The following is a 24,539-nucleotide window of genomic DNA, read 5'->3' as shown; positions in this document are numbered from 1 at the left end:
TCAACCGGGCACTTTTGTAGGGTGTTTCCCTGTTCAGACTTAAACGGGGATATCTGTAGAAATAACTAATGAGAGAAATCGTTGCTGATGACTGATTTCAATGTGTTTGGTTTCTTTCCGGTTACCTTTTCTACATCATCGGTCGTAAAGCCGACATGGTGATTTGCAATCACAGAGTATACGGAATTCATATAATGTGCCACGAAATCAGGGGCACCTGCTTCTTTAAGCACAGCGATGTATTGTTCCGGACTAGGTTGAGGATAAACCACTGTTTTACCGGTTGCCGCGGTAAGGATTGCCGCTGCATCAAAATAAGTTAAAGGCTCCGGACCGGTTAGTTCATAGGTTTTTCCGCTATGGCCTTCCTGAGTCAGTACAGCTGCAGCCGTAGCGGCGATGTCTGCGACGTCGATAAAACCTACTTTACCATCACCGGCAGTAGCAAAGGTAATTCCTCTTTGTGTGATGTTTTCCCATTCGTAATTTTTGAAGTTCTGTGCAAAGAATGAAGCCTTCAGAATGGTATAATCAAAGCCTTCTTGTGCCAGCCTGGCTTCTGTTTTTAGATGAAAGGACACGCGTTCACCCATCTCTTCCGATTTTAAGGCAGATAAATAAACTACCCTTAAGATCCCTTTTGATTTCAGGAAATCAAGGAAAGGATTGATCAGCTGGTCCATTTCCAGGACCATTGCAGGGCCAAGCAGGAAAACTTTATCTACTCCGGCGGTCGCCGCTTCAAAAGTCGACGGATCATCAAAAGAGAAATGAACCAGTTCATCTGATAAGCCAAGCTTTGCCTTCGATTCTTCTACATTCCTGGTCGCTGCAAGAAAGGGGATGTTTTTTGCCTGAAGGTCTTTGATGAGTGCTTTGCCAATTGCGCCTGTAGCACCTGTTACTAAAATTTTATTTGCCATTTTTTCTGTATTTTATTTTCATCGGAATATATTTGTTTTCTAAAGCTTATGAAGTGGACATGATCCTGATAATCATTTTGTTATGTGATTTGTAAGATCATGACGGCTTCAATAGTTACTTTTAGTAATACAATAATAAGAGGTAACCAATGGATAAACAAGAAGGTACAGCGACGTTACCTAAGAACACCAGTGTAACTATTGCTGGGAATGAAGGGCTTAAGGACAGTAGAAAGTTACAGGAAATTTTTCAGAATGCGAATACCACTGCCAATGAGATTTGCCCCGTGAGGGATGTCATTGCCAGGATCAGCGATAAGTGGAGCATTTTGTCCATCTATGCCCTGGGTGCTTACGGGAAACTTCGCTTCAGTGAGCTGATTCAAAAGATTGATGGCATTTCCCACCGAATGCTGACCGTGACGCTTAGAAATCTGGAAAGGGATGGCTTTATCAAAAGAACGGTTCATGCAGAGGTCCCTCCAAGGGTGGATTATGAACTAACTGCACTGGGACATAGCCTGATGCAGCAGTTGTCGGGAATCATTGGCTGGGCAGAAGCAAATGCTCCGGAGATTCTTGCTTTCCGAAATAAAAAATAAACTAAACCTTTCCCATACATTCTGCGTTTTGCCTGAGGATAAATCTACACCTATCGGTTACGAATTCCATAAAACAGAAGGGATAAAAAGGGGATGTTGCCCGGATTTATAAAGGTTTGAATGTGAAACTGTTCGGGAATATGATTAAGAAATAGGAAAAAGAAAAGGCGACAGTCGGTCGCGAAGTGTCTGTTTTTTGGTAGATAAATGTATATTTGATTCAATAATTAATTAAAAAATCGTTTTATGAATGAAGTGGATAGGACCTATAATATTAATTTAAGTTTCGAGGAAATAAAGCTCCCGCCATTTCAGGATATTCTGGTGCTTGCGAAAAACTCGGTACAGGGGAAAATAGGACTTTCTAAATCATTTGAATTGCTCGTGCCAAATGGTTTCGAGATCATTGACATCAATGATGGCATGATAGAAACCATTTTTGTCCATAGGAATATCCTTGCTAAGATCTCAAAAGAAAAAGTGATACAGATTCTGCAAAATAATGTGTTCCCTTTTATCTCAGAAGGAGAGCTCATTAGTGTGAATTTCAAAGTAAATATTTCAGTGAAAGATATCGTCTTTAAAGATTCGGATTTATGAATATAGCTTCTCTCATTAGATATGATTATGCGAGTCTTGATGGTTACCAGGGAGTGCACATTGCAAGGGGGCATATGGCCATCGCAAATGGCCTTGTTGTCTTGGATGAAAACATCCCTGTTGGGGTATTGACCTCGGTAGACCTGGCCAGAAAACACCACATGATCATTATGGACTGTTTAAGTCCGAAACCAACTGTAGATAAAGCAGACAAGATCAGTAAGGTGCTGGATGTGATGAAAGGGAGCGGGCATGATGTTTTGATGGTCTATGACCAGCAGGTTTTTTTGGGTACCATTTCCCAGCATGACATCCTCAATCACCTGCATGCTAACCTTAACCGTCAGCGGCTTTCGCTGCAGTCGGTGGCCCATGACCTGAGGAGTCCGATCGCTTCGATTAAAATGCTGGGGAATATGCTGCAGGAGAACCTGATCCTGGTTGAAAATAAACAACTGGTGGATTATTTAAACCAAAGCTGTGACTTTGCGCAGAAAATAATAGAGGATATCCTGCTGACAGAGCAGACTTTCGAAGAAATGGTGAATTATTCGATAGAGAATTTCGATGAACTGGTGGAAGAATGTGCGGCTGGTCTTTCTACGGAACTGGAAAAAAAGCAATTGGTGTTGCAAACGAATCTGAAATTTGGCAAATCGGTTAAAATGGACCGGCCCAAATTTAAAAGGGCAATTTACAACCTGATTTCCAACAGCATTAAGTTTACCAATCAGCATGGGAAAATTGAGCTGTCTACGGTCATTACCGACAATATGCTGAAACTGGTCGTAAAGGACAATGGGATCGGTATTCCCGAAAATATTCAGGGACAGATTTTTGATAAATTTACCCGCGCCAAAAGACCGGGAACCGCAGGTGAACCTACTACGGGCTTAGGGATGTATCTGACCAAAAGAATTGTAGAACTGCATGATGGCAGTATTCAGGTGGAAAGTGACGGAAAAAACGGAACTTCCTTCTCTATTTTTCTGCCACTTTAATTGTTGTCCTTCCAGCTGATATGCTAACTGAAGATCCTTAGAAAATGATTTTCAAGGTGGTTTCTCATTCCATTCCTGAACAGTTCAGGGGATCCGTTTTCCAGGATATCAATCAATCCTTTGTGGGAAACAAATTTCTTTATGGTCGCCGGCTTCTTCAGCAGACCACTATTGTGCACATAGTCAAATACCGGTAAGAGCATTTTCTGAAACTTTTTAAGGGTTTGGTTACCGGTAATTTCATAAAGCTTCCCATGAAAAGCAATTTCATGTTCGATATGAAACACATAATCTTCGGAAGTATCGGGTTCATTTTTTACAATCGCTTTCAGCTCCCGGATATGAGCTGCGGTAATTTTCTGAAACAGGAAATCTGCCATTCCGATTTCCAACACAAGCCGGAGCTCGAAAATTTCCTTTAAAGTTTCCTGGTCCAGTAAATGTGGATCCATGGTCTTTCCGATGATGCCAAAAATGTCCGGACTGGTGATCACCGAGCCTTTTTTCTTTTTTGTTTCAATCAGCCCCCGCATCCTTAACCGCAGGAGGGCTTCCCTGGTCACTGTCCGGCTTACCCCCAGGTTTTTGGACAATTCGATTTCTGTAGGGATCACATCGCCAATTTTTAGCTTCTGATCGACCAGTAATTGTACAAGATTGGCTTCCACCTTATCCACCAAACTGCTGGTGTCCAGTTGGCTAAACGTATGTGTCTCGGTTTTCATTATTATGTATAACAATAAGGTGATTGAATAATACCCTAAAATAGTATAATTAAGGCGTTTTATCAATATTAAGAGATTTTTTCTTTAAATATTTCTTGCATTCAATAAATATAACCCTCATATTAGTACTATTATGTATAACATAATGCTAACCATAAACCAATAGTATGAACCAGTTTTACTTAAAACCAATTGTTCTGATCTGCGGCCTGCTGTTTTCGACGGCCGTATTCGCACAGAGCAAAAAGGTAACCGGAACGGTTACCGGAGAGGATGATGGGCAGTCCATTCCCAGTGTAAGTGTTTCCCTGAAAGGAACAAAGTCAGGTACACAAACGGACCTCCGTGGAAACTTTAGCATAGAAGCTTCCTTAAACGATGTATTGGTCTTTACTTATATCGGTTACCTGACTCAGGAAGTTAAGGTCGGGAGCGTAAACAATTTAAAAGTAGTATTGAAACCTGCATCCGCAAATCTGGATGAGGTGGTGGTGGTGGGATACGGTACGCAAAACAGGCGCAGTGTAACGAGTTCTATTGCAAAGCTGGATAAAGAGGTACTGGCCAACGCGCCACGCTCAAATGTCGGGAGTGCTTTGCAGGGAACCATATCCGGTCTGCAGGTCATTAACAAAACAGGACAGCCCGGTGCCGGGCCAGTTGTGTTCCTCAGGGGTGGGGCCTCCATCAATAGTCCGGGTTCACCTTTGGTGATCGTAGATGGAGTGATCAGGGATTACAATGACATTTCTTCTGAAAACATTGCTTCTATGGAAGTCCTGAAAGATGCTTCTGCTACTGCAATTTATGGAGCGAGGGCCAATAATGGGGTGATTTTAATCACCACCAAAACCGGTAAAACAGGTGCCGCGCAGCTCTCTTATAAATTTACAGGCGGATACAACCAAAACCGGGAAGGTTACCAATATTTAGGGGCAAAAGATTATATCTATTATACCCGTCAGGGTTATCTGAATGCCAACAGAACCCTGGCTCAGGTCAACAGTTCAAGAGGCCTGGGCCTGCTCACTGATGTGGCCAACCTGGCGAGTTTCGACATCCGTACTTATGTTCCGGGAACAACACAACTCCCTTCCGGATGGGATGTTATGGATGATCCTTATGGTGGTCAGATCATGTATAAAGATCATGGCGGGGAAATTGAAAACCTGGTATTCCAAAATACCTATACCAAAGACCATTACATCAATGCCATGGGTGGGAACGATAAAGGCAAGTTTTTCGCCGCTTTTGATGCCTACAACGAAGATGGCGTGATTGTCGGCTCTAAATATAAACGTTATACGGGTGATATAAACGGATCCTATAAAGTGAAACCAACGGTTGAAGTTGCCGGAGGCGTAACGCTTTCTACCTCTTCACAAATTGGAACCGTGGGTGGTGAAGTGAATTCCCTGTACCGGAGCATGGCCATATGGCCTACTTTTAATCCATGGATAGATGAAGCCAGGACCCAACCCAATCCGGGAAACGGCGTGAGTGATGGAAATCCTTTGTATTGGCTGGGCCGCTTAAAACGCAGCAATGAAGTGAATAAAGTGGTGGCAAATGCTTCTGTAAAATGGGACCTTTTACCTGGCTTATATTTTAAAGGAACAGGAAATGCCTATTTACTGGACCGCAGGGATGAATCTTTTCAGAAATCAACCCAGCTTTACACCAATATCTTTGCTAATCCCCAGTCAATTGCCAGCAGCAGCAGAGATGCTAAGACTACCTTAAAAAGAGATTTTCAGACACAATTTAACGGAATCTTAAATTACAATAAAACAGTCAGCAAGCACAGTTTTAATGTCATGGGAGGACTGGAAACATTTTTAGTGAAGACCACAAATTCACAGTTGTATGGTCAAAATGCACCTACAGATGAGATTCCTACCATCAATGCTTCTACGGTATTCCCTGCTACATTGAACGGGGAAAAAGTGAATTATAGTGAAAAATCTCAATACCAGATCAATTCGGTATTCAGCAGGTTTGTGTATGATTACGATCAAAAATACCTGTTTACAGCAGTGTTCAGAGCGGATGGGGTATCGAGTTTGCCGGAACAAAACAGATGGGGTTATTTTCCCGGAATTTCTGCGGGGTGGAATGTACATAAAGAAGAATTCTTTAGTAAATCAGGCCTGAATAAATATGTGTCTACCCTAAAGCCCCGCCTGAGCTATGGTGTAAACGGTAACATTGCCGGCCTTGGCCGCTATGAAGTTCAGGGCGTCTATACTTCCCCTGCAAATTACGATGGGGTTGGTGGATTTTTCCATGATAAACTGCCCAATCAGGATCTGAGGTGGGAAAAAAGCAAAACTACCGGAGCAGGAATCGACATCGGTTTGCTGAACGACAGGGTTACCTTATTGTTCGACTATTATGACCGAAGGACTTCTGACCTGCTCACGGACCTTCTTTTGCCAAGCTATATCGGCTATCCGCCACTAAAAACAAATTCAGGAACACTTCAGAATAAAGGTTATGAATTTGCCGTAAATGCAAGGGTGCTGAGTACAGAAAGTGGGTTTAACCTGAGCCTGGGCGCAAATGCCAGTTTCGTAAAGAACAAAGTATTGCAACTCCCTTTTAATGGAAATGAAAACAACAGACAAGGTGGTTTACAGGTTTTTGATCAGAAATCCGGTCAGCTGATCTGGGTGGGTGGAATTCAGGAAGGACATGCCATAGGCGACATTTATGGCTTCAGACAGCTCTCTATATTTAAGGATGCAGCGGAAGTTGCCAGGATAGCAGGAAACAGAACGGACGCCATTGCCAACATTACCGGTCCAAACCTTCCGGCAGGAACAGGGGGGAAGATTACGCCTGGAGATGTAAACTGGGAAGATGTAAATGGGGATAACATCATTGACTCCCGTGATCAGGTATATCTGGGAAATATCATGCCGAAATGGACGGGTGGCTTTAACATCAATGCAGGCTATAAAGGAATCTCTTTATATACCAGATTTGAGTTCGCCTTAGGACATACGATTTACAATGACCTGGTTGCAAGAACGATGGGGAACTATCAGGGGACATTCAATTACATCGACCTGATGAAACAATCATGGACACCAACGAATACTGATACAGATATCCCTAAAGTGTATTTCGCAGATCAGGTAGTCGGCTCAAAACAAAATTATACAAGAGCAAATAATGCAGGTTCAGTCTTAAACGGCAACAATTCCAGGTTCTATGAAAAAGGAGATTACCTGGCGCTAAGGGAAGTGACGCTATCGTATACCTTGCCTAAAGCATGGATGGAAAAGACAAAAATTCTGGCCAATTCCAGAATCTATGCGACGGGAACCAACTTGTTCTATATAACAAAGTTTAGCGGACCGACACCGGAAGCACCGATAGATGCCAACAACAATATGACTGGTATTTATACCGGAACTTACCCAACAGCAAGATCATTTGTATTCGGACTGGAAGTCTCTTTTTAATCATTACAGCTCATGAAAAAGTATTATAGAAATTTAATAGCAGCTGCAGGCCTGCTGATGGTCACCTTAGGTGCCTGTAAAAAAGACCTGGCCTTAGCACCGGTGAGTAACCTGAGTGATGAGAACTTCTGGAAAACAGCCGATCAGTACGATGCATTTCTTTCGGGGATGCATAGTAAATTCCGCGGCCACAATTCCAGCTTTATGTTCCTGGGAGAACTCAGGTCGGATATCTATGGAAATGATCCGGGAACTACGGGTTCTTTTACCGGGGAAGCTTCCCAGGGACTGGAGCGCATGTGGCTCCATGATCTGAACCTGGATATTCCCGGGGTGAGTAATTTCGGCGGTTTTTATACGAACATTAACCAGTTGAACCTCTTTATCAATAAACTCAATACCGGTAGTGTCGTTACTGAAACAAATAAGAAATATTACCTGGGCATTGCTTATGGCATGCGTGCACAATACTACTATCAGCTGTACCGCAGTTGGGGTAAAACAGTGATTCAAACCGAGTTCGTGGATGCGGGTTCTCTGGATTTGTTTAACCTTGCCAAAGCAGCATCGCCTGAAACAGAGGTCATGAAACTCATTAAGGAGGACATAACCCGCTCTGAGGATAATTTCGGAACAGATTATACCATTAAGAGAAATAAAGGATACTGGTCTAAAGCAGCCACACTGATGTTAAAAGCTGATGTTTATTTATGGACTGCGCATAGAGCTGGTGGAGCTGCCGATGCGCTGATTGCAAAAACAGCGTTGACGGACATCCAGTCGAAAGTAGCGGGTTTGGGATTATTGACCACCTCTGCCAATCCTTTGAACAAACCTTATGCAGAAGTTTTTTCCGGAACAAATAAAGGAAATAAGGAAATTATTCTGGCCAGCCGTAATGCCTTGAACGAAGCAGAAATGACTTTCATCCCCGCTGCATTCACTCCTCAGGGCGGACTGATCGCCAATTTTTATGACTCTTTAGCGAACAGGAAATTCACGGTAACGGCCGAAAACTATGGAGGACTGTTACGTGCTCCGGTAAAAATCGCTACTTACCGTAAATTCAATGAAAAGGATACAAGAAGGGATGTTTCTATTCAGGCGGCTTATACCTTGCCTGCGGCGGGAACGTATAAGATTGCAGGATGTTTCCTAAGAAAATATCAGGGACAGCAGGATGCAGGAAACAGAAAGTATACGGATGATTTTCCAATCTACCGGTATGCAGATCTGCTCTTATTGCTGGCAGAAGCGAAAGAGGTATTGGGAGAGAGCCCGGCTTCAGAAATAAACGAAATCAGGGCCAGAGCTTATGGCGCGAATTACAGCGCCGCTGTTCAGGGCTTCCCCAATATGCCAGGCGATGCCGATGTCAAACAAGCCATTTTGAAAGAACGCTTTTTCGAATTTATTGGAGAAGGAAAGCGCTGGTATGACCTCAGACGCATGGGCGATAGCTTTGTTTTTGCCAATACCGCACTGTCGTCCGCACAGGCCTATAAATTACTTTGGCCGGTAGACAGGGCCTCATTAACCAATAACAGGGCCTTGACTCAGACGGAGGGTTATCCGCAGTTTTAATCTTTTTATTGCAGCCATACCTTAGGAATGGCGGAACGCTAAGTTCAGGCCATTCCTGAAAGAAAATACATTTTGAACGCTAAAATTATATAGAATGACAATTCAACATCTACAAGGCCTGATTGCCGCCCCTTTTACCCCAATGCACGAAAATGGCGCAGTTAACCTGGACCTGATTCCCAAATATTATCAGTTTTTAAAATCAAATCAGGTAACCGGAGCTTTCATCTATGGTTCCACAGGAGAAGGGGTTTCGCTCAGTATGACTGAAAAGAAACAGGTGGCAAAGGCATGGGCCGATTGTACGACACAAGATACAGACTTTAAGGTAATGATGTTTCTGGGGGGAACCAGCGTTGCTGACTGTAAGGATCTGGCGTTATATGCCGAGCAAATCGGTTTATACGCCATTTCTTTTACGGCTCCGTTTTATTTTAAACCGGCAAACGTGCAGGTCCTGGCAGATATTTGCGCAGAGATCGCTGCGGTAGTGCCACAAATGCCTTTTTATTATTACCATATTCCTGTGCTGACAGGCGTGGGCTTTGCCATGTACGATCTGCTTCAGGCAGTGGATAGAAGGGTCCCTAATTTTGCAGGGGTAAAATATACCCACGAAGATTTTATGGATTTCTTATCTTGTATACATTTCAACGATGGTAAATACGACATGCTTTGGGGGCGTGATGAAAATATGCTGTCGGCATTGGTCTTAGGTACTAAAGCCGCAGTAGGAAGTACCTTCAATTATGCCGCGCCATTGTATTACGATATGATCGCCGCCTTTGAAAATAACGACCTTAAACGAGCACAACTGCTCCAGCAAAAATCAATTGATATGATCAGATTATTAGGTAAATATGGAGGAATTGCTACCGGTAAGGCCTATATGAAAGTCGTAGGGCTGGATTGTGGCGGCTTCAGGCTGCCGGTAAAAAATATGACTGAAGAACAGTTCATGGGTTTCAAAAATGAGGTAGAAGCACTTGGCTTCGATACTTTCAAATCAAATGCGTAATTACTTATCTTACCTATCGATCTCCCTTATGTTGACGACAACAGCTGTTTTCGCTCAGAAAACTCCCTTGCAACAAATCGAATGGTCTGTTGCAGCCAAACTGCAAAATGAGGATGGAAGCACCTCTATTGGTTTTGCAGGAGCGATCAATGCCGTATTGGCCGATCAGCTGATCATTGCCGGTGGTGCTAACTTTCCGGATAAAATGCCCTGGGAAGGTGGCAGGAAACAGTATTCAAAAGAAATCCATATCCTGGAAAAATCAGGCCTTAGTTTCACATGGAAAAAGCCGGCCGGACAGTTGCCGGAGGCGATTGCGTATTGCGGAAATACCTCGACGAAAGCGGGACTGGTTTATGCAGGAGGAGAAAATGAACAGGGACTGTCCGATAAGGCTTTCCTGCTCAACTGGAATTCCTCAGCTGATAAGATCGAAGTAAAACCTTTACCAAACCTGCCTTTAGCACTGACCAATCTGGCCCTGACTGCCATTGGAAAGGTTGTTTATGCCGTTGGCGGAGATGGGCTTACCCATTCCTCAGATGCAATTTTTAGCCTGGATCTGGAAGCACCGGCTGCACAATGGAAAGCACATCCCAACCTTCCGGTTTCGCTGGCCAATGCAGTGGTGGTTACAGATGGAAAAACAATGATTTATGTGATCGGTGGAAGAACAAAAAATCCTTCGGGAATCAGTGGCTTAAACTCCAGTACCTTTGTCTATGATACCCTTAAACAAAGCTGGACCCGGCTTGCGGACATTTCAGAGGGTGAAAAATCGCTTAATTTCTCTGCCGGAGCGGGGATCATGGCCGGTCAGGACCAGATCCTTCTTCTTGGTGGCGATAATGGAAAGGTCTTTCATCAGATTGAAACCTATCTTTCTAAGATTTCAAAATGTGAGGATGCCACAGAACGGGCGAGCTTAACTACAGAAAAAAATAAGCTGAGTACGCAGCATCAGGGTTTTTACCGGGGGATATTGCAATACCGGATCAGCACAAATACCTGGACAAAAATAGGTGAATTACCTTTTCCTGCGCAGGTAACCGCCAGCGCTGTAAAATGGGAGGGGAAGATGATGCTGTCCAGCGGAGAAATTAAACCAGGAGTCCGGACACCCAATATCATGTCGGGGAAAATAACAAATAAGAAATGAAGAACTCAAAGAGATATGCCTGGGTAGTTGTCGGATTGCTATGGGTAGTGGCTTTATTAAATTATATGGATAGACAAATGTTGTCTACGATGAAACCAGCCATGCAAATGGACATCGCAGAATTGCAGTCGGCCACCAATTTTGGTTATCTGATGGCAATTTTTCTGTGGATTTATGGTTTCATGAGCCCGGTTTCCGGAATTATTGCAGACCGGTTTAACCGGAAATGGCTGATTGTAGGAAGTCTGTTCGTCTGGTCTTTGGTTACCTATCTGATGGGATATGCAACCACCTTCAATCAAATCTATTGGCTCAGGGCTTTAATGGGCGTAAGCGAAGCTTTGTACATTCCCGCCGGACTGTCGCTGATTGCTGATTTCCATTCTTCGAAAACCAGGTCTCTGGCGATTGGAATCCATATGACGGGTTTATATATGGGCCAGGCGCTGGGTGGATTTGGGGCGACTATCGCCGATAGATTCTCATGGCAGGCCACTTTCCACTCGTTTGGAATTATTGGAGTAGTTTATTCCCTGATTCTGGTTTTCTTTCTGAGAGAAAAGAAAGCTACGGATCAGGAGGATGTCCCTAATGCCTCTGACGATGGTATAAAGTTGAACTTGCAGAAGGTCATGAAACCTTCGCTGTTTAAAGGTTTTGCCATCTTGTTTACCAACATCTCCTTTTGGATCATCCTGTTTTATTTTGCCATCCCAAGCCTTCCCGGATGGGCAGCAAAGAACTGGTTGCCCACGCTTTTTGCGCAAAACCTGGATATTCCTATGGCTACCGCTGGTCCTTTGTCTACCATCACGATCGCCGCCTCTTCATTTATCGGCGTGATATTCGGTGGAATATTGTCCGACAAATGGGTTCAGAAAAACATTAGGGGAAGAATTTATACCAGTGCCATCGGCCTGGGACTAACGATCCCCTCGCTCTTGTTTTTAGGTTTTGGCCATTCCCTTTTTCATGTGGTTGGTGCTGCACTTTGCTTTGGCCTGGGCTTCGGTATGTTTGATGCCAATAATATGCCCATTCTTTGTCAGTTTGTTTCTGCAAAATATAGGGCAACAGCCTATGGGCTGATGAACATGACGGGCGTATTCTTTGGGGCTTTTATTACCGATCTGCTGGGTAAATCATCGGATGCCGGTAGCCTGGGGAAAGACTTTGCCATGCTGGCGGTTATCGTCCTTCTTGCCCTGATCGTACAACTCTATTTCCTTCGTCCCAAAGTCAACGACTTTGCAGAAAATTAGTGTCTTAAATTAAAATTGAAAGAAATGATTTCACAACAATATAAATATTTCCTTTTTTCCATGCTCTCGATTACGGTCGGACTGAGCAGCTGCAGCCAAAAATTAATTACGGAGCAGCAACTTGCCGGCCGGATCAAAATTACCACGCGTACTCCGGTTCATCCAATTCTGACAAGGAATGCCATAAATCCTTTGCTCAGCATCACTCTGGATATTCCCGAAGCTGCCGGAGAAACCTCATTTAAATCGATCCGTGCTGCGATCAGTAAAGAAACATTACAAGACGTTCAGCGCCTGGAAATATATGGCAGCAATGAAAAACAGGAACTGGATTCCCGGAATTTACTGAGCAGGCTCAGCTTGTCATCGCAAAATTTCCAAATGGAATTGCCCTTGAAACTGAAACCAGGTAAACACCTGTTATGGATCAGTGCAGGTATAAAAGAAACGGCTGATCTGGATCATCAGGTGGCCATTAAGCTGTTGAGCATCCTTGATGATGCAAATAAATCCCATCAGATCAGCAATCCGCATTTTCGCGACAGCAGAATCGGAATTGCCCTGAGAAAGCCAAATGATGACGACGTAAACTCTTACCGGATCCCAGGTATTGTTTCCACAGATCAGGGAACCCTGATCTCCGTATATGATGCCCGTTATAAAAACAGCGCTGACTTGCCGGGAAATATTGATGTGGCAATGAGCAGGAGCAAAGATGGAGGGAAAACCTGGGAAGCGATGAAAGTGATCATGGATATGGGTGCTCCCCACGAAAACAATGGCGTAGGAGACCCCTCCGTTTTATTTGACCCTGTAACTAAGAAAATCTGGGTTGCTGCATTATGGAGCAAAGGAAACCGCTCGATTGCCGGTTCCGGCCCGGGTTTATCAGAAGACGAGACCGGGCAATTTGCAGTGACCAGCAGCAGCGATGATGGCCTGACCTGGGCTAAACCTTACAGCATCACTGCTCAGGTGAAAAACCCTTTATGGAGATTGTTCTTTCCGGGGCCGGGAAATGGGATTGCCATGGCAGATGGAAAGCTCGTTTTTCCTGCACAATACTGGGATGAAAAGAAAATGCCACATTCCACTTTGATCTATAGTGATGACCATGGTAAAACCTGGAAAGCAGGCCTGGGTGCGAAATCGAATACCACCGAAAGTCAGTTGGTAGAAACCCGTCCGGGAACGATCATGTTAAATATGAGAGATAACCGAGGCAAGTTCAGAAGTGTGGCCACAACCACCGATATGGGCCAAAGCTGGAACAGTCACCCGACCTCCGGACATACCCTTGCAGATCCGGTTTGTATGGGCAGTCTGATCAAAGCAAAGGTCAAAGTGAAGGGCGTAATGAGAGAAGTACTTTTTTTCAGCAATCCGAATTCATCTTCCGAACGTAAAGACCTGACGATAAAAGCAAGTCTGGATCTGGGAGAAACCTGGATGGATGCAAATCAACTGCTTGTTGATGAAAGAGGTTCTTTTGGTTATTCGGCGCTGACAAAGATCGACGACCATACCCTGGGGATTTTATACGAAGGAATCCGGGACCTTTATTTTGTCCGCATTCCCGTGAAGGAGATCATCAAATAAACAAGATCATTCCATCAAATGACATCAAATGATCAGTCTGAACAACCTTTTGAAAAAAACAGGATGCTATTGCCTGTGCCTGCTGTGTTTCCACAGCAAGGTATGGGCACAAAACGCAAAGATAAAAATAGCCTGTATCGGCAATTCTGTAACCGCCGGTTATGGATTAAAAGCACCTGATCAGGAAGCCTATCCTTCGGTATTACAAAATTTACTGGGAAAGGATTATGACGTTCAAAACTTTGGTTTTAGCGGTGCGACATTGTTAAAAAAAGGGCATAAGCCTTATGCTCAAACAAAAGTATTCGCCAAGGCAATTGATTTCAAAGCCGATATAGCGGTTGTCCATCTTGGATTAAACGATACTGATCCGAGGAACTGGCCGCAATACCGGAATGATTTTGAAAAGGACTACGCCTGGTTGCTGGATACACTTAAACATAGTAATCCTAAAATTAAGCTGTACATCTGCCGGTTAACGCCCATTTTTAGCGAACATCCCAGGTTTAAATCGGGTACGAGGGAATGGTACGGACAGATTCAGGAACTCATTCCGGTCATTTCCAAAGCAAATCATACGGAACTGATCGACCTCAATACCCCGCTGCACCGCAGGCCGGATTTATTTGCCGACAACCTTCATCCGGACAAAGAAGGGGCAGCGATCATTGCGCAAACGGTCTTCCAAAACCTGTGTGGAAATTTGGGAGGGTTAAATCTCCCGGTAGTATTTGCCGATCATATGGTATTGCAAAGGAACCAACCGGTTCCCGTATTCGGAATGGCAGATGCCGCTGAAAGGGTAGAGGTTGTTTTCAATCATCGAAAACAAATTACTGCTGCGGGAAAGGATGGGAAATGGAAAGTATGGTTTCCGGCAATGCCTGCGGGAGGACCATACGAACTCAGGGTAACAACCGCTAAAAGAAGCATCACCCTGAAGGATATTCTAATGGGGGAGGTATGGCTCTGTTCAGGCCAGTCAAATATGGTTTTTCCACTTCGGAATGCGGAAACGGGAAAAGCAGAACTGAGCGGACTATCGGAACATAAAAACATGCGCCTGATGCAGTTTAAACCCATTGCCGAAACCAATAACTCAGCCTGGGATAGCCTGACCCTGGAGAAAACCAACCAGCTGAACTATTTCTCCGCCGACTGGAAGCTGTGCAATGCAGACAATGCAGCCGATTTTTCTGCCATCGCTTATTATTTTGGAAAGGAAATCGGGAAGTCCGAAAATGTTCCTGTCGGACTGATCCAGCTGGCAGTTGGGGGATCGACGATAGAATCCTGGATAGACCGCAGTACCCTGGAACAGGATGCGCAGTTGGTGGATGTCCTGGCCAACTGGCGGAAGTCTGACTTTATGATGGAATGGGCCAGGGGAAGGGTGGATGTCAACCTTAAAAATAGTGCTAAAGCCAGACAACGACATCCTTATGAGCCCGCCTATAATTATGAATCCGGAATTTCTCAATTGATTGAATTTCCAATCAGAGGCCTGATCTGGTATCAGGGAGAGAGCAATGTGCACAACCCGGAACTGTATGCACATAGCTTTCCCGTCCTGCTGAATAGCTGGCGAAAGAAATGGGGTTACGATTTTCCGGTTTACTATGTCCAGCTTTCTGCGCTCGACAATCCGGCCTGGCCGGAGTTCAGGGCAGTGCAGCAAAGACTGGAAAAATCCATTGTCCATAGCGGCATGGCGGTAAGCTCCGATCTTGGAGATTCCCTGGATGTCCATCCGAAGAAAAAGAAAGAAATCGGAATGCGGCTGGCTTTACTCGCCCTGAAAAATACCTATCATAAACCGGTGATTGCAAAAGGCCCCATCGCCATTGCTGTCCGAAAATACAAAGAAACCCTGTTGATTTCATTTGCACCGGGCACAATGCTCAGTACGAAAAATAAGGAACCTTTAACAGGTTTTGAATTGTATACCACAAAAGGAGAAACACTGCCCGTACCGGGAACAATAATTGACAATAAGGTTCAGCTGCGGTTGCCAGCTGGGAAGGAAGTAAAAGCGGTCCGCTATGGCTGGCGACCCTTCAACAGGGCAAACCTGACCGGCAAATCCGGATTACCTGCCTCCACATTTACCATGTCCGTCCCCATCAATTAAACTTACAAAAATGAACTATACCAAAGAGAACTTAGAGGAGCTTTGTCAATTCTATAAACACCAATTATTAAATGATACGGTTCCCTTCTGGTTTCCCAGATCTGTGGATACCGAATTTGGGGGCTATCTCCTGATGCGTGATCAGGATGGAACATTGATCGACGACGATAAAGCCGTATGGATCCAGGGTAGGGCAGCCTGGTTGCTTTCTACCTTGTACAATACTTTTGAAGCCAAAGCCGAATGGTTAACAGCCGCCAAATCAGGAATAGATTTTCTCAATAAATATTGCTTTGATACGGATGGACAGATGTTTTTCCATGTCACAAGGGATGGTAAACCGATCCGTAAGCGGCGATATTACTTTTCAGAAACCTTTGCCGTAATTGCCAATGCCGCTTATGCAAAGGCAAGCGGAGATCCCGAAGCCGCCGAAAAAGCACGCTACCTGTTCGGGAAATGTATTGAATACTCCAGCAAAAAAGGACTGCTTCCGCCCAAGTTTACGGATACCAGACCTGCCAAAGGAATTGGTGTGCCCATGATCATGATGAATACCGCACAACAGCTGAGGGAAACCATTGGTGATCCCAGATGTGACGAATGGATCGACTATTGGATCAACGAAATTGAAACCTTTTTTGTAAAGGACGACATCCGTTGTGTGATGGAACAGGTGGCGCCGGACGGAAGCATCATCGACCATATTGACGGAAGAACATTAAATCCTGGCCATGCGATAGAAGGCGCCTGGTTCATTCTCCATGAAGCCAAATACAGGGACAATGATCCCCGCCTGATCGACCTTGGCTGCCGGATGCTGGACTATATGTGGGAGCGGGGATGGGACAAAGAACATGGAGGAATCCTGTATTTCAGAGACGTTTACGATAAACCGGTACAGGAATACTGGCAGGATATGAAATTCTGGTGGCCACACAATGAGGTGATCATCGCCACCTTGCTGGCCTATACCATGACCGGAAATGAAAAGTACGCGAAATGGCATAAAATGGTGCACGATTATTCCTATGCACATTTCCACGATAAAGAAAACGGGGAATGGTTTGGGTACCTGCATAAAGATGGAACTTTGGCCCAGACCGCCAAAGGAAACCTGTTTAAAGGGCCTTTTCACCTGCCAAGACAGGAATGGTATTGTACGACACTACTGGAAGAATACCTGCAGAAAGAGTCCCGGGTATGATGTTCCGAAAATTTGTAATCTTTGGACTTTTGGCTTTTTTAGCTAATGTTTCAGTTGCACAGACCATGTGGAAAGAGGCAGAGCGGCCTGCCTTAATCCCATTGCCTCAACAGTTGAAATGGGAAAAAGGTAGATTTGACCTGAAGACTTGTAAGTTTATCGTACTGAAGCACAAAAGCCTGGTGAAGGAAGCTGGCATCCTGAAAAAGATGCTGGCCAACCTTGGATTAAATCTGAAAATCAGTACAGGCCCCGTTCAGGGATCACCCTTTATTCTGCTGGATACCGGAAGGGTAGAAAATGCAACCTTTCCGGAAGAATCCTATCAGATCCAGGTGGATGCAAAGAAAATCAGACTTCTTGGATTCAATAGAAAAGGCTTGTTTTATAGTTTTCAAACTTTGGGGCAATTGCTTGCTAAAGACCAAAGTGTTCCTGCCTGTACAATCGTCGATTGGCCCGCTTTTTCCTGGAGGGGTTATATGGCAGATGTGGGCCGGAACTTCCAGCCTGTTGCTTTGTTAAAACAACAGATCCAGGTCATGGCGGCTTATAAACTAAATGTCTTTCATTTTCATCTCACAGAAGATATCGCCTGGAGACTGGAAAGTAAACTTTATCCGAAGCTCAATGCACCTGAAAATATGCTTCGAAACAAAGGGAATTATTATACTGAGGCAGATATGAAGGAGTTGATTGCTTTTTGTAAAGCGCGGCATATTCAGCTGATTCCTGAAATTGACATGCCCGGACATAGTGCCGCTTTCAGAAGAGCAATGAAAACAGAGATGCAAAGCGATACCGGACTGCACATCGTTAAAAATATCATTACTGAATTTTGTCAGACTTATGACCTTCCTTACCTGCACATTGGTGCGGATGAGGTCAGGATCACGAATGCCAATTTTCTCCCGGAGGTCACTGCAACCCTTGAAAAACTGAATAAGAAGATCATTGGATGGGAACCTGGCGGAAACTTTACAGAAGGCACGATCCGTCAGCTCTGGATGGAGGAGGCAACTAAAGTAAGCCGGAATAAAAATATCCAGTACATTGATTCCAGACACCTTTACCTGAACCACATGGACCCTTTGGAAAGCGTCGTCACCATTTTTAACAGAAAAATTGCCAACCTGGATCAGGGAAATGAAAATGCGCTGGGTGGGATTATTTGCAACTGGCCCGACCGAAGGGTAGCCAAAGCGGAAGATGCCTTGATCCAGAATCCGGTTTATCCGGCAATGCTGGCTTTTGCAGAACGCAGCTGGAGAGGCGGCGGAAAGCCAGGCTGGATCGCCAATATTGGCCGGGTAGAATCCGATGATGCAACCCGCTTTGCCGCCTTTGAAAACCGTTTATTAGTCCACAAGGAACGGTATTTTTCCAAACTTCCATTTCCCTATGTCCGCCAGTCGGGGATGAAATGGAAATTTTTTGGTCCCTTTGCCAATGCAGGAGACCTTTCTGCCTCCTTTATACCGGAGCATCAGGGACTGGATAGAGACCAGCTTCCTGTCGCTTTCGAAGCGGTTGGCGGAACGATCATCCTGAGACATTGGTGGGCACCAGAGGTTAAAGCGGAGCTGGAAAATCCTCAGGAAAATACCACCTGGTATGCCTATACGAAATTATGGGCCGATCAGGAGGGAAGCAAAGATTTTTGGATTGGATTCAATAACCTGTCGCGTTCTTATGCTTCCGATTCACCGGAAAAAGGAACCTGGGACGGTCGTAAAAGTGGTATTCAGGTAAACGGAGTGCCAATCGCGCCGCCAGACTGGGCCCAATCGGGATTAAAAGGAAATCTGGAAATTCCACTAACTGATGAGGGATACGAATTCCGGAAGCCCACAAAAGTAAGGTTAAAAAAAGGCTGGAACGAAGTGCTGATCAAACTGCCTATAGGCTCCTTTAAAGGAGCTGACTGGAAAAATCCCCAAAAATGGATGTTTACAATGGTACCTTATTGATGTGAAATCTTTCTTTTATCTTAGTACACCTTGTCCGCCATAACTCCTTAAAAATGAAAAGATACTTTTTGATCCTGACCCTCACAATGATTTCCTGTGGCTTTTGTGCTGCACAAAACAACAGCGATTTCAAATCATGGAATCCTGTAAATGATACATTGAATGTGATCCAGGGAAGGGGCTGGTCCAAAGGGTTTAAAAGTGATTACGACCGCTTACCCGCCAGCGCAGAAAAGCAGGTTCGGAAAGCAGTCTGGAATCTGGCTGAAAACAGTGCCGGACTGACCTTAAGGTTTAGGACAAACGCCGAAAATATCGTCGTTAAATTTGCAGTTAAAGGGGCGCTTCAAATGCCTCATATGCCTGCTACAGGAGTAAGTGGGGTGGATTTGTACGCCAAAGACCTGAATGGGAAATGGCTTTGGTGTGCGGGGAGATTTTCCTTCGGTGATACCATCAGTTACCGCTTCAACCAGATTTCCGGAAATGACCAGCATCTGAAAGACAGGGAGTATACCTTGTATCTGCCTTTATACAATAGTGTCCGCTGGCTGCAAATTGAAGTGCCGAAAGCAAGTGATTTTAAAGCACTGCCTGCCAATCCGGAGCAACCAATTGTGGTTTATGGGACTTCCATCGCCCAGGGGGCATGTGCTTCGCGTCCGGGGATGGCCTGGACTTCTATATTAGGTAGGAAACTGGACCGGCAGATGGTCAATCTGGGCTTTTCCGGAAATGGAATGCTGGAACCAGAAGTGCTGGACTACATCACACAGATAGATGCCCGGTTATATGTGCTGGATTGCCTGCCGAATATGACTGCTCCGACGATGACTGATGCGACGATCAGGAAGAGAATTGCAAATGCAGTGGCCAGCATTCAGCTCAAAAGGCCGGGAGTCCCGATCCTCTTAACGGAACATGATGGATATTCGGAAGCAGAAATGCAGCCGGTGAAGAAAAAGGAATATGAAAGGGTGAACCTCCTGATGGATCTGACGGTTGATTCGCTGAAAAAAGCAGGAGTAAAGCAGATCTATCTGCTTTCAAAAGCGGAAATCGGACAGGATATAGAGAGCATGGTGGATGGGGTGCATCCGAATGATCTGGGCATGATGAATTATGCAAATGCCTATGAAAAGAAAATTAAATTCATTTTTAAAGAAACTGAAGGGGGAAATTCCATCACAATTCCCCGTACTCAAAGAAGAGATGCAGCTACCTACGATTGGGAGACACGTCATCGGGAGGTACTAAAATATACGGCGGCACAGCAGCCGGAAATTGTGCTCATCGGAAATTCCATCACTCATTTCTGGGGAGGATTGCCCGAAGGACCTGCTGCAAGGGGGAAAAAATCATGGTCCACCTATTTCGGCCGGCTTAAGACCGTGAATATGGGCTTTGGCTGGGACCGCATTGAAAATGTTTTATGGCGGATTTACCATGGCGAACTGGACGGTTTTTCTGCTCAGCAGATCGTGCTGATGATCGGCACCAATAACCTGGAGGTCAATACCGACGAAGAGATCGTAGCAGGACTGGATTTTCTGTCGCAGGCCATTCGTTCCAGACAACCTGGATCAGGAATGTTATGTATGGGAATCCTGCCCCGCCGGGGGATGGAACTCAGGGTTTCAAATCTCAATAAAAAAATTGCACTGATGGCTAAGAAGAAGGGAATTCCATATGCAGACGCAGGAACACTCTTTTTAAAATCAAATCAGCAGCTTGATGAAGCTCTATTTAGCGATGGTTTACATCCAAATGAGAACGGATACGAGCGTTTGGGGAAATTTATCAGTAGCCGCATCAGCCTGAAAAAATAACAAAAACTACCAGAGCCTAACTGAAGCTGCCGATAGAACTGATGGAATGGGATTGCTAATTTAGAACAAGCGCTGGAAATGAGTTTCCAGGTGGTTGCGCATGGCATTTCTGAACAATTCAGGAGAACCGTTTTCCAGAATGTCGACCAGGCCTTTGTGAGATACAAACTTAGAAATGCTCACAGATTCTTTGAGCAGACCGCTATTGTGTACATAATCAAAGATGGGCAACAGCATTTTCTGGAAATTCTTTAATGTTTTGTTCCCTGCGATCTCATATAGTTTTCCATGAAAAGTGATCTCATGCTCTATTTCGAAAATGTAATCCTTCGGTGCTTCAGGTTGTTTTTCAATGATTTCTTTCAGATCTTTAATGTCATCGGCAGTGATGCGGTTAAATAAGAAATCAGCCATCCCTATTTCTAAAACCAGGCGGATTTCAAAAATTTCCTTTAAAGTTTCCTCATCCAGGATGTGAGGGTTCATGCTTTTTCTGAGGATCCCAAACAGATCGGGGCTGGTGATGATCATTCCCCGTTTTTTTTTAGATTCAATTAATCCCATCATCCTTAATCGTAAAAGGGCTTCCCTTACTACTGTCCGGCTCACGCCAAGGGAAGTACAAAGTTCCATTTCCGTTGGAATACTGTCGCCGATTTTTAGTTTCTTTACCTGTAGCAGCTGAACTAAATTGGCCTCTACACGATCAACAAGAGAACTGGTATCAACGAGTTTAATAGATTCAAGAAGCTCCATATCGGGAATTAATTTAACAACAACCTATGCGTTGGAGCTCAAATATAGTCGTATGCACAGATTAAACAAAATTAAAGCTGGTTTAAAAGCAGGGAAAAAGAGTTTAACTTTTTTTCCCTGCCTGCTTAAAATTCGTTGTATTTGCGCTTTGTTTCCTTTTACTTTCAATTGAACGATGACTCCTCTTTAATAGGAGGATTGCTCCCTGATTGTTCTCAGGGAGCTAAACCCTGTTTCATTCCCCAATGGATGATGAAAAGCAACAAAGCGCAAATCAACTGCATATGCTACTTAATTTCTGACTTCAGCAGCAGCATTTTTCTGAACAGCCCGGCCCTGTTATTTAAGCGCTCTGCGCCTTTGATTATTTTTTTAACAAAGGTGCTAATGCTGTACCGATCAGATTGATGGATTTTAGTTGTTGCTCATGGGATAAATTTCCGGTATCCATTTGGAAAGTAAACCTCGATATACCACCGAGTGCTTCCGAATGCCTGAGGATTTTTGAGGCTATTTCTTCGGGACTACCCACTAAAAGTGCACCTTGAGGGCCCAACTGAGATTCAAAACGATCCCTGGTCATCGGTGGCCATCCGCGTTCCTTACCGATATTGGTCATGGATTTAGCATATCCGGGATAGAATTCATCCTGTGCCTGCTGACTTCCTTCGGCCACATATCCAAGGGAGTGGACACCCACTTTCAGCTGATCTTCTGAAAAACCGGCTTCTTTTCCTGCTTTACGGTATAAATCTACCAGCGGGCGGAACTGGTGTGTCTGGCCCCCGATAATGGCCACCATCAAAGGTAATCCGAGCATTCCGGCACGGGCAAAAGATTGTGGCGTACCACCAACACCAAGCCAGATCGGCAATTTCTCCTGAACTGGTCTTGGATAGACCGACTGGTTTACTAAAGCCGGGCGAAACTGACCGGACCAGGTTACTTTTTCATGGTCACGGATCTGCAATAACAAATCGAGCTTTTCGGTAAACAGCTGGTCGTAATCCTGAAGTTTATAACCAAATAAGGGGAAGGCATCTGTAAATGAACCGCGGCCAACGACCATTTCTGCACGACCCTGAGAAATCAGATCCAGGGTAGCAAAATCCTGAAAGGCCCGTACCGGATCAGCGGCACTCAAAACCGTTACCGCACTGGTTAACCTGATGTTCTTCGTTCTGCCAGCTGCGGCAGCAAGGATGTTACTTGGAGCTGAATCCAGAAACTCACGCCTGTGGTGTTCCCCGATTCCGAAAACATGAATTCCCGATTGATCGGCATATTCAATCCTCTCCAGTAACTGCGCAATTGCTGTTGCGTCGGTCAGGGCATCCGGCCCGTCTATATTAAACTTCGCTGCAAAACTATCTATTCCTAATTCCATATCAAACCTCGTTTTAATTGCTGTCTTTTTTTGAAAATTAATTTTTTCTGATGTGCTTCCTAAATATTTAGCGCTTCAACACCCGGCACATACAAACGTAAGGAAGATAAATCACACTGATCTTGAGGTATGGTAAGATCTGCTTTACTGGTGGATTTTTAAAATAAAATATCTCATTATCAGTCGTTTGTGTTTTTTATAAAAAAAAACGAGTAGAACAAAGCTCATTTCTGCACTATCAAAATACCAACGACATGATTTAATGAAACAGCCTGAACTTACTATTGAAGAATTACTGAACGATCCTGAATTTATAGATTACTGTTTAACGGAAAGCAGGCAGGTTCCCGGCAAATGGCGGCAGCAGCTCCTGGATCATTCTCAGAACGAAAAGACTTTTGAAAAAGCAAAAGTATGTATATCGTTGCTGGAAGGAAAAATGCCGGAAGCGCTGATCGAAGCGAAGCAGCTTAACTTTATTACATTGTTTAGAAAAGTACAGCAGGAAAAGGCTAAAAAAAGCCCTCCATTCCTGTGGATAGGAATTGCCGCCTCCCTTTTCATTGTATTCTGCATGGGCATCATTCTTTTTAAAAACAGAACACGGCCGCTCAGCACTTATGAGAATTTAGCAGGAAAATCTATTGAAGCAGGCAAGGGCAGTCAAAAAAGTATTACCCTGGCGGATGGTACAGAAGCGATTGTTTATCCGGGTGCGAAATTGCTCATCGCTGATGATTACAATGATGGTTTCCGAAAAGTTGCGGTATCCGGGCAGGTCTATTTTAAAATTTTTCCTCAGAAAGACAAACCTTTCATCGCTTACAGTAAGCATACAACCACTACCGCATTGGGAACGGCTTTCTATGTCCGGGATTTCAAAAATACAACACAATCCGCGGTCATTCTGGTCAACGGCAATGTAAAAGTACAGGCACCGGGAGGTAAGCAGGTCGAATTTCTGGAGCCAGGAACGATGATGCTGGTCAACAACAAAACCAGGGCTGCGGAGAAAAGAACCGTCAGCAAGCAGGAACTGAGCGAACTGCTGGAGCAGAAACTCTATTTCAACGACAGCAATACCCTCAATGTAATCGATAAGCTGGAGCTCTATTATGGTGCCGAAATCGACATCAGCCGCTGTCATGGCGAACTGAAAAAAATCACAGGAGATTATTCCGGTCAGCCGCTTTCCAATATCCTCAGCTCCATTGCTTACATCAACCGCCTGAGCTGGCGCATTGATGAAGAGCAGCACATCATTTTCGAACCATTACCATAACAACTCCCCAGGAACCTAATTAACCAAATATAAA

At 44.5% G+C, this 24,539-nt stretch carries 18 protein-coding genes; 14 read left to right on the top strand and 4 right to left on the bottom strand.

All coding sequences use genetic code 11. The features are described from left to right. Positions 1-65 precede the first annotated feature (65 nt). Positions 66-923: an SDR family oxidoreductase gene (locus DBR43_RS04430; RefSeq protein ID WP_124578279.1), complete on the bottom strand. Its 858-nt coding sequence runs from the start codon at positions 921-923 to the stop codon at positions 66-68. 149 nt (positions 924-1,072) lie between these two features. Between DBR43_RS04430 and DBR43_RS04425 the strand changes: the two genes are divergently transcribed. From DBR43_RS04425 to DBR43_RS04415, 3 genes are all read left to right on the top strand, one after another. After that, positions 1,073-1,525, top strand: a complete 453-nt coding sequence (locus DBR43_RS04425) for a winged helix-turn-helix transcriptional regulator (protein ID WP_124578277.1) — start codon at positions 1,073-1,075, stop codon at positions 1,523-1,525. Positions 1,526-1,771: 246 nt separating this feature from the next. Then, complete coding sequence (locus DBR43_RS04420; protein ID WP_073231553.1) at positions 1,772-2,125, top strand: hypothetical protein; 354 nt, start codon at positions 1,772-1,774, stop codon at positions 2,123-2,125. Further along, positions 2,122-3,126 carry an ATP-binding protein gene (locus DBR43_RS04415; protein WP_124578275.1) on the top strand — a complete coding sequence of 335 codons (1,005 nt, stop codon included), beginning with the start codon at positions 2,122-2,124 and terminating at the stop codon, positions 3,124-3,126. The genes DBR43_RS04420 and DBR43_RS04415 overlap by 4 nt, the downstream gene beginning before the upstream one ends. A 23-nt stretch (positions 3,127-3,149) precedes the next feature. Here the strand turns inward: DBR43_RS04415 and DBR43_RS04410 are convergent, their stop codons facing one another. Then, positions 3,150-3,851, bottom strand: a complete 702-nt coding sequence (locus DBR43_RS04410; protein ID WP_124578273.1) for a FadR/GntR family transcriptional regulator — start codon at positions 3,849-3,851, stop codon at positions 3,150-3,152. Positions 3,852-4,018: 167 nt separating this feature from the next. Between DBR43_RS04410 and DBR43_RS04405 the strand changes: the two genes are divergently transcribed. The 10 genes from DBR43_RS04405 (at position 4,019) to DBR43_RS04360 (ending at position 21,080) form a co-directional block, all read left to right on the top strand. After that, positions 4,019-7,321 (top strand): SusC/RagA family TonB-linked outer membrane protein, encoded by a 3,303-nt coding sequence (locus tag DBR43_RS04405; RefSeq protein ID WP_124578271.1) that lies wholly within the window; start codon positions 4,019-4,021, stop codon positions 7,319-7,321. Between the two features lie 12 nt (positions 7,322-7,333). After that, entirely contained in the window at positions 7,334-8,905 is a 1,572-nt protein-coding gene (nanU, locus tag DBR43_RS04400; RefSeq protein WP_124578269.1) for a SusD family outer membrane lipoprotein NanU, read from the top strand. Between the two features lie 94 nt (positions 8,906-8,999). Next, on the top strand, positions 9,000-9,923 hold the full coding sequence (locus DBR43_RS04395; RefSeq protein WP_124578267.1) for a dihydrodipicolinate synthase family protein: 924 nt from the start codon (positions 9,000-9,002) through the stop codon (positions 9,921-9,923). Then, entirely contained in the window at positions 9,916-11,082 is a 1,167-nt protein-coding gene (locus DBR43_RS04390; RefSeq protein WP_124578265.1) for a galactose oxidase, read from the top strand. Before DBR43_RS04395 ends, DBR43_RS04390 begins: the two co-directional genes overlap by 8 nt. Then, the gene (locus tag DBR43_RS04385) at positions 11,079-12,344 is read left to right on the top strand and encodes an MFS transporter (protein ID WP_124578263.1); all 1,266 of its coding nucleotides are present in this window, start codon (positions 11,079-11,081) and stop codon (positions 12,342-12,344) included. The genes DBR43_RS04390 and DBR43_RS04385 overlap by 4 nt, the downstream gene beginning before the upstream one ends. Before the next feature lie 24 nt (positions 12,345-12,368). After that, positions 12,369-13,943, top strand: coding sequence for a sialidase family protein (locus DBR43_RS04380; RefSeq protein ID WP_233602863.1), 1,575 nt, complete (start codon positions 12,369-12,371; stop codon positions 13,941-13,943). A 28-nt stretch (positions 13,944-13,971) separates the two neighbouring features. Next, positions 13,972-16,074 (top strand): GDSL-type esterase/lipase family protein, encoded by a 2,103-nt coding sequence (locus DBR43_RS04375; protein ID WP_124578261.1) that lies wholly within the window; start codon positions 13,972-13,974, stop codon positions 16,072-16,074. Between the two features lie 10 nt (positions 16,075-16,084). After that, positions 16,085-17,281, top strand: a complete 1,197-nt coding sequence (locus DBR43_RS04370) for an AGE family epimerase/isomerase (protein WP_124578259.1) — start codon at positions 16,085-16,087, stop codon at positions 17,279-17,281. A gap of 29 nt (positions 17,282-17,310) precedes the next feature. Next, complete coding sequence (locus DBR43_RS04365; protein ID WP_233602862.1) at positions 17,311-19,251, top strand: beta-N-acetylhexosaminidase; 1,941 nt, start codon at positions 17,311-17,313, stop codon at positions 19,249-19,251. A 53-nt stretch (positions 19,252-19,304) separates the two neighbouring features. Next, a complete protein-coding gene (locus DBR43_RS04360) occupies positions 19,305-21,080 on the top strand; it encodes an SGNH/GDSL hydrolase family protein (protein WP_124578257.1) in 1,776 nt (591 codons plus the stop codon). Positions 21,081-21,140: 60 nt separating this feature from the next. Here DBR43_RS04360 and DBR43_RS04355 read toward each other — a convergent pair whose 3' ends face one another. Next, positions 21,141-21,836 carry a FadR/GntR family transcriptional regulator gene (locus DBR43_RS04355; RefSeq protein ID WP_124578255.1) on the bottom strand — a complete coding sequence of 232 codons (696 nt, stop codon included), beginning with the start codon at positions 21,834-21,836 and terminating at the stop codon, positions 21,141-21,143. Positions 21,837-22,200: 364 nt separating this feature from the next. Continuing rightward, positions 22,201-23,223 carry an LLM class flavin-dependent oxidoreductase gene (locus DBR43_RS04350; protein WP_124578253.1) on the bottom strand — a complete coding sequence of 341 codons (1,023 nt, stop codon included), beginning with the start codon at positions 23,221-23,223 and terminating at the stop codon, positions 22,201-22,203. Between the two features lie 262 nt (positions 23,224-23,485). Between DBR43_RS04350 and DBR43_RS04345 the strand changes: the two genes are divergently transcribed. Then, complete coding sequence (locus DBR43_RS04345; protein WP_124578251.1) at positions 23,486-24,505, top strand: FecR family protein; 1,020 nt, start codon at positions 23,486-23,488, stop codon at positions 24,503-24,505. Positions 24,506-24,539 lie beyond the last annotated feature (34 nt).

It is taken from the genome of Pedobacter sp. KBW06, from assembly GCF_003852525.1.
In the GTDB taxonomy this organism is placed as follows: domain Bacteria; phylum Bacteroidota; class Bacteroidia; order Sphingobacteriales; family Sphingobacteriaceae; genus Pedobacter.
This window is presented reverse-complemented; position numbering and strand designations above follow the sequence as displayed.

What these genes read in the sequence shown, in the direction of transcription:
- DBR43_RS04420 (WP_073231553.1), top strand. Translation starts at nt 1,772, where the DNA reads ATGAATGAAGTGGATAGGACCTATAATATTAATTTAAGTTTCGAGGAA.
- DBR43_RS04415 (WP_124578275.1), top strand. Translation starts at nt 2,122, where the DNA reads ATGAATATAGCTTCTCTCATTAGATATGATTATGCGAGTCTTGATGGT.
- DBR43_RS04355 (WP_124578255.1), bottom strand. Translation starts at nt 21,836, where the DNA reads ATGGAGCTTCTTGAATCTATTAAACTCGTTGATACCAGTTCTCTTGTT.
- DBR43_RS04405 (WP_124578271.1), top strand. Translation starts at nt 4,019, where the DNA reads ATGAACCAGTTTTACTTAAAACCAATTGTTCTGATCTGCGGCCTGCTG.
- DBR43_RS04385 (WP_124578263.1), top strand. Translation starts at nt 11,079, where the DNA reads ATGAAGAACTCAAAGAGATATGCCTGGGTAGTTGTCGGATTGCTATGG.
- DBR43_RS04430 (WP_124578279.1), bottom strand. Translation starts at nt 923, where the DNA reads ATGGCAAATAAAATTTTAGTAACAGGTGCTACAGGCGCAATTGGCAAA.
- DBR43_RS04360 (WP_124578257.1), top strand. Translation starts at nt 19,305, where the DNA reads ATGAAAAGATACTTTTTGATCCTGACCCTCACAATGATTTCCTGTGGC.
- DBR43_RS04395 (WP_124578267.1), top strand. Translation starts at nt 9,000, where the DNA reads ATGACAATTCAACATCTACAAGGCCTGATTGCCGCCCCTTTTACCCCA.
- DBR43_RS04425 (WP_124578277.1), top strand. Translation starts at nt 1,073, where the DNA reads ATGGATAAACAAGAAGGTACAGCGACGTTACCTAAGAACACCAGTGTA.
- DBR43_RS04380 (WP_233602863.1), top strand. Translation starts at nt 12,369, where the DNA reads ATGATTTCACAACAATATAAATATTTCCTTTTTTCCATGCTCTCGATT.
- DBR43_RS04410 (WP_124578273.1), bottom strand. Translation starts at nt 3,851, where the DNA reads ATGAAAACCGAGACACATACGTTTAGCCAACTGGACACCAGCAGTTTG.
- DBR43_RS04350 (WP_124578253.1), bottom strand. Translation starts at nt 23,223, where the DNA reads ATGGAATTAGGAATAGATAGTTTTGCAGCGAAGTTTAATATAGACGGG.
- DBR43_RS04370 (WP_124578259.1), top strand. Translation starts at nt 16,085, where the DNA reads ATGAACTATACCAAAGAGAACTTAGAGGAGCTTTGTCAATTCTATAAA.
- DBR43_RS04390 (WP_124578265.1), top strand. Translation starts at nt 9,916, where the DNA reads ATGCGTAATTACTTATCTTACCTATCGATCTCCCTTATGTTGACGACA.
- nanU (WP_124578269.1), top strand. Translation starts at nt 7,334, where the DNA reads ATGAAAAAGTATTATAGAAATTTAATAGCAGCTGCAGGCCTGCTGATG.
- DBR43_RS04345 (WP_124578251.1), top strand. Translation starts at nt 23,486, where the DNA reads ATGAAACAGCCTGAACTTACTATTGAAGAATTACTGAACGATCCTGAA.
- DBR43_RS04375 (WP_124578261.1), top strand. Translation starts at nt 13,972, where the DNA reads ATGATCAGTCTGAACAACCTTTTGAAAAAAACAGGATGCTATTGCCTG.